This window comes from Cyanobacteriota bacterium (genome assembly GCA_025054735.1).
Lineage (GTDB): Bacteria > Cyanobacteriota > Cyanobacteriia > SKYG9 > SKYG9 > SKYG9.
Window position 1 is genome coordinate 1 of the sequence record JANWZG010000106.1, and the last position, 10,358, is coordinate 10,358.

Annotated in this window: 6 protein-coding genes; 2 read left to right on the top strand and 4 right to left on the bottom strand. The window is 53.6% G+C overall.

The window, feature by feature from the left end:
- Positions 1–84: 84 nt before the first annotated feature.
- Together NZ772_07035 and NZ772_07040 are read right to left on the bottom strand one after the other, a co-directional pair.
- On the bottom strand, positions 85–471 hold the full coding sequence (locus NZ772_07035) for a hypothetical protein (protein MCS6813312.1): 387 nt from the start codon (positions 469–471) through the stop codon (positions 85–87).
- Positions 472–796: 325 nt separating this feature from the next.
- On the bottom strand, positions 797–1,126 hold the full coding sequence (locus NZ772_07040) for a hypothetical protein (GenBank protein ID MCS6813313.1): 330 nt from the start codon (positions 1,124–1,126) through the stop codon (positions 797–799).
- 94 nt (positions 1,127–1,220) lie between these two features.
- Here NZ772_07040 and aat point away from each other — a divergent pair, with 94 nt between their 5' ends.
- Positions 1,221–1,805 (top strand): leucyl/phenylalanyl-tRNA--protein transferase, encoded by a 585-nt coding sequence (gene aat, locus NZ772_07045; GenBank protein MCS6813314.1) that lies wholly within the window; start codon positions 1,221–1,223, stop codon positions 1,803–1,805.
- On the opposite strand, the gene NZ772_07050 is transcribed toward aat, so the two are convergent.
- Complete coding sequence (locus NZ772_07050) at positions 1,798–2,982, bottom strand: glycosyltransferase family 4 protein (protein MCS6813315.1); 1,185 nt, start codon at positions 2,980–2,982, stop codon at positions 1,798–1,800. The two genes, aat and NZ772_07050, sit on opposite strands and share 8 nt — an antisense overlap.
- Positions 2,983–3,175: 193 nt before the next feature.
- On the opposite strand from NZ772_07050, the gene NZ772_07055 reads away from it, so the two are divergent.
- Entirely contained in the window at positions 3,176–9,505 is a 6,330-nt protein-coding gene (locus NZ772_07055; protein MCS6813316.1) for a DUF4347 domain-containing protein, read from the top strand.
- Between the two features lie 127 nt (positions 9,506–9,632).
- On the opposite strand, the gene NZ772_07060 is transcribed toward NZ772_07055, so the two are convergent.
- Positions 9,633–10,319: a Uma2 family endonuclease gene (locus NZ772_07060; GenBank protein ID MCS6813317.1), complete on the bottom strand. Its 687-nt coding sequence runs from the start codon at positions 10,317–10,319 to the stop codon at positions 9,633–9,635.
- Between the last annotated feature and the right edge of the window lie 39 nt (positions 10,320–10,358).

The window sequence follows — 10,358 nt, forward strand, 5'->3', positions numbered from 1 at the left end:
ACCATGCTATTCTTCACCCTTACTCACCAACTTCCCTACAAGCATTATGCTGCAAGGAGTAATTTATCAAACTGATTATCTCGGCTAGATGTCAGTCTCGTAGCGTAACAGCTTACGATAAAACGCTTGAGAAAAATCAGCAATCTGTCGCTTTTTATAGTTCAAAATCACGTCAATCAGAAAATCAATAAACTCAAAGCTAGCCATGGTAACTTCATAGCTTAGGTCAGCATCATTCGCAAAGCGAACCTGACACCGGGTCAAATCGGCTGGCAAGGTAGCCACATTCCAGGTAATCACAAAGGGAACACTCTCTCCGCCTTCGATTATTCGCTCCCCCTCTAGGTTCGCCTGCTTGTATAAACTGATTCCATAGGGCAAGAGTTCCCGCTTTGCTCCTTGGTAGTAGGGCATGAAGGGCATACACGCTGCTTTTTCGGCTGGTTTGAGTTGTTTGATGGCAGACGACATAGGTCACTCTACAGAATCCTTACACATGAACAATGAATAACCTGTAGCCAAGACTATATGGCTGATGTACGGCTGACACTAATGCTGACGGCCAGCACTGTACTGAAAGCACTGTATTGCCAGACACTACACTGCAACCTGGATTGCAAAGTGTTGCCGACACTAGATTGCACAGTACCACAGTTAGAGTACCCAAAGGGTATGGTATCCAAACTCATGGTACTTCACTCTAGTTCTGGCTGGTACCCAACAATTTCTGCAAGGGAACGTATTGGTTGCAATTCATGACATTAGATTAACCTCAATAGTAGTGATTTTCCGTCACCTACTGTCCACAACAACGATCAATCCCCAAGCTGTCTAGCAGTAAGTCGCTAACTGCATTGGCAACCGCAAATTCACTGAAGAAACTTTGTGAGAAGTCAAACCCTTGCATTTCCGTAAGAATGGCGATAACCAGTGCACCTAGATCGTTTTCTCCTTCTAGGCGCTGGCGCATAAACACTTGGCTAGCACGGCGAGCAATCTGCTCATTGACTGCTTCGGGCACAAACTCCTGGTCAAGCCATTGTTGCAGTGCTGTAAACAGCCATTCTTCCTCTTGCTGGGCATTTTGCACTGGCGGTAGCGTGATGGGTGGAACTGGGTTAGCCATGGCAACACGTAAACACGGGTGGGCGGAGTTGTCGTGTAACAATTGCTCTAGAAACCAATCTCTATAATAAAGTGAGGGGGACTGCTAGCTGTTAATGAAACTTAAATTTGACCTAGCGACAATTGTAGAGGGTTATGCAAGGGGCTATTTTTTGATGGCAGAGAATGCCAATGAGGAGTTGAGCTGGTATTCCAGTCGAGAGCGGACGCTGATTCCACTAGATGATCGCTTCCGGTATCCCAAATCCCTACGGCGAGTTTTGAATCAACATCGATTCACAGTGGCTATTGATCGTGACTTTGCCGCTGTGGTGGAAGGGTGTGCTAACCGCGAAAGTACTTGGATTTCTGCTGAGTTGAAGTGCATTTACCGGGAGTTACACCAAGCAGGTATTGCTCACAGCTTTGAGACCTGGCAGAACGATCGCCTTGCAGGGGGCATTCTAGGCATTGTACTGGGGGGAGCTTTCATCGGCGAATCAATGTTTTATGCCATTCCTGATGGGTCAAAGGTGGCGATGGTGAAATTAGTAGAATGGCTGCGATCGCGCCACTTTCAGCTATTTGATGCCCAGATGATGAACCCGCACCTAGCGCGATTTGGTGCTTATGTGGTGAGCGATCAGGACTACCAGTACCTGCTGCAACGGGCTTTAATGCAGCCTTGTCAATTTACCTAGTTGCCTTCAGGCGCTGAAAAACAGTTAACAGTTGCACGATTGTATGGTGCCAGGTAAAGTGCTGATGCACAAAATGGGATCCCCTCTGGCTCAACCCAGCAGCAACAGCAGGTTGTGTGATTAACGTTTCTAGGTGGGTTAGCAGATGCTCAAAGTCGGGAACTAGCACTCCTCCCCAGCTATCTTCCACTTGCACAGGCTGGATATGGCTGGCAATTCGCAGAGCAACCTCATCATTGGTGAAATCATCCGTAGCACCCCCAGCGGTGCAGATGGTGGGCAGTCCACAGGCGATTGCCTCCAACACGGGCAGGTTAAACCCCTCGGCAAAATAGGGGGATACGTAGGCATCGGCAGCTTGATACAACCGAGCCATGTCTGCAAAGGACAGTGTTTGACCGAGATAGATTAATCGCTGTGATAATTGCTGCTGTTCTGATTCAGGGAGTTCGCTGGCAAAATCTCGAATCAACCGCTCCGAGGGATAGAGGGTATCCATCCCCTTTAACACTAGTCGAATGTGAGGATACTGCTGGGCCAGGATAGCGATCGCAGCTAACAGCATCGGAATACCCTTATTGCGCCCCATACCACCTACGTTGAGCACGATAAAAAAGTCATCCCAGCCGAGTTGTCGCCGCAGAGCAGTGCGCTCGGCTGGTGATAAGGGGTGATAAAGGCTAGGATCAATGCCAAGGGGAACCACGATCGTCCGTTCTGGACACGCCCCACTGGCCAGAAATCCCTGCTTTGCCCACTGGGAACAGGTAATCAGCACAGCATCGGAGTGATAGTGAGCTTCAGCCAAGGAGGTTTCACCGGCGATCGCTGCTCGCTTGACTACCCCCAGCTCTGTCGTGCCAAACACACAAGTAGGCACACCCGATGGGGAAAAATCGTGGGGATAGCCCATGCGTAATAACACCTCGATCGGCTGCTCAAGGTTTGGTGCGGGAATGGTGGCTAGTGCTTGTTCCTGCTCAGGAAACAACAACCCGGCGATTGGTTGCCAATGGCTAGCGTAATAGGGCAAGTCCCGATGAAACAAAGTAATCTCTGGATGTTTCAACAACTCCAAGCATTGAAACTGATTAATAACAGCGTAGGAATGGGGTAGCGATCGCCAACCCTCAACCAATAGGCGCATGGCAACATGTTGTCGAACATTGGTGCCCATGATAAGGGCAATTAGGTGTCCTAACCCAGAATGAAATGTTACTGTTATTACGCAAAGTTTTCCAGTAGGTAATCTCTGATAAACCTTGCTGTAATTCACCTTGTCCAAGATACCTCAACTGTTCACTACCGAGTGGTGAAGGTGTTGTGGTGAGGGTGTTATCTGCCAAGTTACCGTCATGTTCTTGCTAGCTATGAGTACTAATCCCCTTCTGCCGATTGCACCTACCGCTCCCTTCGAGACCGCAACAACCACTACTGGTCTGCTGTTCATCGATCCTACCGTCCAGAACTACCACCAACTGCTCTCTGGCTTACAAACCGGCATCACCCCCGTGCTGCTGGATGCTAACCAAGATGGGATCCAGCAAATCACTACTGTCCTCACTGGACGCACTGACATCACCAGCGTCCACATTCTCTCCCACGGCTTTCAGGGCGGCGTGAAGCTGGGTAATAGCCTGCTTACTGTTAGCACTCTTGATCAATACACAAGCCAACTCCAAGCTTGGCAGAGTGCCCTCGCCCCTAGTGCCGATATTCTCTTCTACGGTTGCAATGTGGGAGCCGCAGGTGTCGGGAATGCTTTCCTGTCGTCGATCGCCAACCTAACTGGGGCAGATATTGCTGCAAGTACTGACCTCACTGGAACCTCTAGCCTCGATGGTAATTGGGATTTGGAAGTCAGCACTGGTTTCATTGAAGCTCCTCTAGCGTTTCAAATCGTTGTGCTAGAAGCCTACACACAGGTATTGCCATTGCTTGAGCAATATACTTTTACAGGTGCTCTTGGGACAGCCACGAGTGTAGCCCCAGACGGTCAACCGACTAACGGCACCCTAAGCAACATGACCGAGGGGAGTGGATTAACGAACACAGGCATCCCCGCCAACGATGTGTTTTGGGCGAACGGTTGGCAAGAAACCTCAGTTGCCGATGCAATTATCGCTAATGACTATTTTGAATTCACCATCCAAGCGAATCCAGGTTTTGTCTTGACACTGGATGACCTGCAGTTTCAAGAATTGCGATCAGCAACGGGGCCAACTAACTTCTCCGTGCGCTCTAGTTTAGATGGCTACACTACTGACCTGCTGACAACGACCACAGCAACAGTATTGACTAGCCGTACAGTTACCTTGGGGGGAGCCAGTTTTACTAATGTTACAACACCCATTACTTTCCGGTTCTATGCCTGGGGTGCATCTGCTGCAATTGGTACATGGCGCATCGACAATGTGCAAATTAATGGGTCGATCGTTACCACATCCCCTGTAGTCACCTTAGTAGGAATACTGCCCCAGTATGCCGAGAATCAGGCGGCAGTGGTGATTGCAGATGCAGCTACTGTCACGGATGCGGATTCTGCCAACTTTAACACCGGAACCCTGACGGTGCGGTTCACGGCTGGGGGCATTGCTAGCGATCGCCTCACCATTGCCCCCAACGCCACCGTCACCCTGAACGGTCAGCGCATCTCCGTCGGCGGCATAGAAATCGCTACCTTCCGAGGCGGCTTCGGCACCGCTGAAGACCTAGTAATTACCCTCAACGCCAACGCCACCCCCGCTCGCACCCAAGACCTGCTGCGTCGCATCGCCTACAGCAACGCCGGAGATGCCCTACCCACCACTGGCAGCCGCACCGTCGAATTTGTGCTAGTGGATGACACCAGCAACGCTAGCACCGCTGTCACCCGCACCATTGACATCATCACCCTCACCAACAACAACGATGCCCCGATCATTGGCAACCGCACCATCCTCTACGACGGATCTTTAGGTGGGGCACCATCTGCGTTAATCTTGCCGTTCATTCAAAATCCCGCTGGTGCTGTTACCCCTGTAGTCGGCGGTGGTGGAGTAACCATCGACACAACCTCCAATTTTGGTATTTCCGCTGGTTATTTTGGCAATCCTTTTGTGACTCCTGTGCTAAACCGGACAAACGGCTACACCCTCAGCTTTACGGCTCAAGTATTGGCAGAGGCACGGGCTGCTACTGCCAACAAAAACAATGATGGCAAGGACGATCGGGCAGGCTTTAGTGTCATTGTCCTTAGCAGTGATGCACAGGGTATTGAATTAGGGTTTTGGACAGACCGGATTTGGGCACAGGATGATGGTACTACCCAGACAGATCCATCCCTAGAGCCAGATGATGCTCCTCTTGACAACACACGCACCTTGTTTACCCAAGCAGAATTCAACAACACGGTAGACAATACCGTGCTGCGAAACTACGACCTGACGATTTTGGGAAATACCTATAGCCTCTTTGCAGATGGCATCCTTGTGCTTTCTGGTCGGTTGCGCAACTACACTGCATTTAACAAAACCCCCGACCCCTATGAAACAGCTAACCTAATCTTCTTTGGTGATAATACTCCTTCTGCCCAAGCACGATTTCGGCTAAATGCCATTTCCATAACAACCAACACGGCATTACCGGCTCAAACCGTTGCTGAAGACACTCCCTTAGTGGTCACCAACATCCAAATAGCCGATGTGGATGCGTCTCCAAACAATGTGACTGTTACCCTCACTGCCCCTAACGGCACGCTGACAGTCAACAACGCAGTGGTTAATGGGGTGTCTGCGGGAAATATCACCAATAACGGCACCACCACCGTCACGCTGGTAGGCACAGTCAGCCAAATTAACACCACCTTGGCGAATGCCACAGGGCTAATCTACCAGGGTGTAGCCAATTTCAACGGTACTGAGACGCTGACGGTAACTGTCAATGATGGGGGAAATACTGGGGGAGGAGCACAAACTGCAAGTCGTACCAAAACCATTACGGTGACCGCGATCAATGATGCGCCGACGGTAACAGCTCCTGCTGCTATAGCAGTGATTGAAGACCAAGCCAGTCCCCTCACGGGCATCTCCTTTGCCGATGTGGATGCGGGCGCAGGCATTGTTACTGCCACCTTCACCGTGGGCGCAGGCACCTTGGCAGCTACTACAGGCGGTGGAGTCACCGTGGGCGGCACAACAACCAATCGCACCCTCAGTGGCACCCTAGCGAACATCAACGCCTTCCTAGCCGCAGGTAACCTCACCTACACCACCGTACTGGATTCAGTGGTGGCTCAAACCCTGGGGGTCAGCATCAACGATGGCGGGAATACAGGTATTGGCGGAGCGCTGGGTTCAGGCGTAACCAATGTGACCCTAAACGTCACTGCTGTCAACGATCCCCCCAGTTTTGCTAACCTAGGCAACCAAACCCTAGCTCCTGGCACCAATACCCCTCAAACCGTTCCCGGCTGGGCAAATACCTTCGTCTTCGGCCCTGCCGATGAAGCAGGACAAGCGGTAGATGCCTTCCTGGTGTCGGTGACCAGTGATCCCAATAACATCTTCACTACAGCTCCGGCTGTTGCCAACAATGGCACCCTCACCTACACTCCCAACGGCACCGCTGGCACCGCCACCGTGGAAGTCCGCCTGCGGGACAACGGCGGCACTGCCAATGGGGGGATTGATCTGTCTCCTGTCACCACCTTCACGATTACAGTCAATGCTGCTGCACCCACATTGGCTATCGCTCCCGGCATTACCCCGGTAGAAAATACCTCCACCAACGGCACCTTGACGCTGAATCTCAGCCAAGCCGTCCCAGCGGGTGGACTGACGGTGAACTTCACCCTGGCGGGCAGCGCCACCTTGGGAACAGACTATACCTTGATTCCCGGTACAGGGATTACAGCAGTAGACACCGGGGCAGGCACCTTCACGATCGCCGCTGGAGCCACCACTGCCACCCTGATTGCTCAAGTTATCGACGACCTAGCCGCCGAGCCGAATGAAACGATCCTCCTCACCATGACTGCTGTGGGCGGTGGCTACACCCTTGGCACCACTGCCGCCACCCTGACCATTGCCGCCAACGACACCACCGTCACCACCACCAATGATGCCGGGGAAGGCTCCCTGCGCCAAGCGGTGATCAATGCCAATGCCTTTGCCGGGGCAGATACCATTAATTTCTTCCTGCCTGCGGGTGCCCAGACTATTAGCCTGCTGACGGCTCTGCCCGACCTAACTGACGATGTGGACATCCTCAACACCACAGGTGCCGCTAATTTGACCATCCGTGCTGATATCCTGGGTGCCTTTGATATCTTCACGGTGAATAACGGCGTGATCGCTAGCTTTGACCAGTTGACCCTGAGTAATGGGCGGGATGGCATTCGTAGTCAGGGAACGATCGCCAGCCTCAGCAACAGTATCATTTCCGGCAACCAAACCAACGGCATTTCCAATTTGAGTGTTCTAACTGCCCTCAGCAATAGCACCATTACGGGCAACCAAGCTAACGGGATCTTGAACTTTGGCACCCTGACCACCCTAACCGATACCACGATTTCGGGTAACCTAAGGGGCATTTATAACCAGGCAGGCACGATCGTCACCCTCAGCAACAGCACCCTTTCTGGCAACCAATCCCAGGGCATTCTGAACGATGCAGTTCTGACCACCCTCAGCAACACTACCCTCTCTGGCAATCAACTCGTTGGTATTTTCAACATCGGCACGATCGATCTTATCAACAACGCAACGATCGCCCTAAACGGGGCGGACGGCATCAACAACCCTGGCACCATCACGACCCTCAGCAACAGTATTGTTGCAGGGCATACCAATAACCTGTCCAACAATGCCCCCGGCACGCAAACCAACAACCAACTAGGCACCCTAGCCCAGGTTGGCCTTTCTCCCACCTTGGCCAACAACGGCGGCCCCACCCAAACCCATGCCCTGCTCCCTGGCAGCCCTGCCATTGACGCTGCCGGAGCCGGAGCCACCACCACCGACCAGCGGGGGATCGCGGCAGTTGGCACCCGCGACATTGGTGCGTTTGAATCCCGTCAGTTCACGATCGCCACCACCGGCGGCACCCCCCAAAGCACCTTGATCAACACCGCCTTTGCGAATCCCTTAGGCATCCAGGTCACCAGTGCCTTTGGCGAACCCGTGGCGGGCGGCGTAGTCACCTACACCCCACCCGCTGCCGGAGCCTCCGCCACCCTGTCTAGCCTCACTGCTACCCTCAACGCCACCGGAGCCGCCAATGTCACCGCCACTGCCAACGGCACCGCAGGTGGCCCCTACATCGTCACTGCTGGGGGCAACGGCATCACCAACACGGTGGACTTTAGCCTCACCAACACCCTAATGCCCAATACTACTCCCACTTTGGTGGCTCCCCTACCCCCCGTCACCGTTGCAGAGAATGCACCTCCCACGACGATCGACCTCCTCCCCTTCTTTGCCGATGCCGAAGACAGTAGCGCTAACCTCACCTACACGATCCTCAGCAATTCCAACCCCGCCCTGTTTACCGCCGATATTCTCAACGGCCTGCTCACCCTTACCTATGCCCTCAACACCAGCGGCACTGCCGACCTAGTGATTCGTGCCACCGACACCCAGGGAGCCTTCGTCGATAGTCCCTTCACCGTCACCGTCATTCCCCTAATTGCTCCGCCACCCCCGTCCCCGACGCTGTCCCCCGGTCTCACCCACTTGACCGATCTAGGCGGCGTAGAAGGCGTGTACCAAGTGGGAGGTAACCCCGGAGACCAAATCGTCCTGCAAGTGGATTGGGTCTTCCGCGATGCCGCCTTCAACAACGAACTTGGTTACTTCATTGCCGACGATGCCCAAGGCACCATCAACGGCATTGCCCCCGGCAACCCCACCTATGCCCGCACTGCCCTCACCAGTGCTGGACGACGCATCCTCTTCCGCAGTGGAGAAACCGCTGGCATTGGCATTGATATCACCGTTACCGTGGGGCAGTTCCTAGTCTTTTACCTGGTACAGGATACTAGCACTGACAACTGGCTGGCTACTAACCCCAGCAATGCCTCTACAGGTCGTCGAGTCCTGTTCTCCCGTAGCCTGGGTAATCCGGGGCAGGTTGACCAAGTGCGCGATCGTACCTTGGCTCCCGGTGTGCTGGAACTCGCCTGGGAAGACTTAGCCAGTGGGGGCGATCAAGACTTCAACGATGCCATTGTTCGCATTGGCCCTGCTGCCTTCCCCATCCCTGGCACCACAGGCATTACCCCCCTGCGCTTCGACTGGATCACCCGCGAAGCCCGCTTCAACAACGAACTTGGTTGCTTCTTTGTAGATGATATCAACGGACGCATCGGCACCCTGCGTCCTGGCGACCCCGGTTACCTCACTGCCGCCTTTAGCCCTGGTAACTTCCAAGTCATCTTTGCCAGCGGTCAAGGCCAAGGAGCCAGCACCAGCCTCAGCCTGCCCGCTGGACGCTTCCTGGGTTGGTACATCATCCAAAACGCCTCCACTGCTGACTTTGTGTTGCGGAACCTAGCCAACCGCCGCGATGCGACTCCCCTTGCTTTCTTCTCCTTCCTTGCCGCGAACCCGGATGGTGTTGACCACTTCCGTCGCGTCTCCGCCACCGAGTTTGCCTTCGAGGACTTGACCGGGAGTGGCGATCGAGACTTCAACGATGTTGTGTTCCGGGTGAGCCTGTAGGCTGTCTAAGGGCAAGAACTCTATGCCCCTGACATATTCGAGAATCAGGGAGTTTAACCACCGGCCACCTTGTCCCCACCCTTTTAGACCGAGAAGTCTGGTATCAAGCAATAGAAACTTGTAACCCCTATAACCCTTGTAGTTGATCCGGATCAATACCCTGTGCTCTCAATAGAGCCTCTAACCGTTCGGCTCGTTGCTTTGCCTGCTCCTTTGCAAGCCGCTCTTGGGCTGCGGTCTGCTGTGCTTGCTCCTTCGCCTGCCGTTCTGCCTCCTCTGGCAAGGGAATCAGTTGCCCCTCAGCCGTGAACCAGCGCAACTGGCGTTCATGCATCCCTAGGTATAACCCAAGCTGGGCGCTCCACAGCCACCCGGTCTCGGTAGCTGCGATGGCCTCGTACCGTCCGTTGACTAGATGAAATCCAGCAAACTCTAGGGTCTCTGGATGGAACCAGAAGTAGTCGGGTACGCGCCAGATGTCTTGGTATAGGTCCTTCTTGGCTCCTTTGTCCACTTGGGCGGTGGAGTTGGAGAGGAGTTCAATTACCACGTTGGGGTATTTGCCCCCTTCTTCCCAAACTGTCCAACTGCGTCGATCACGCTTTTCCACATCCAGCACTACAAATACATCTGGCCCCCGGAAGTCCCGGCTCTTCAGTTGCTGTTGGTTGTAGTAGACGGTCAGGTTGCCGGAGATGTAGAAGTTGGGACGATCGCGCCACCAGTAGTTGAGCAGGCGAATTAACAGGTCAATCTGGTTGCGGTGCAGGTCGGTTTCCAAGGGGGGTTCATCGCTGTAGAGGTTGGTGGGCAATGCGAGGACATCTGGGGTGGATTCGCTGGATAGGTCACT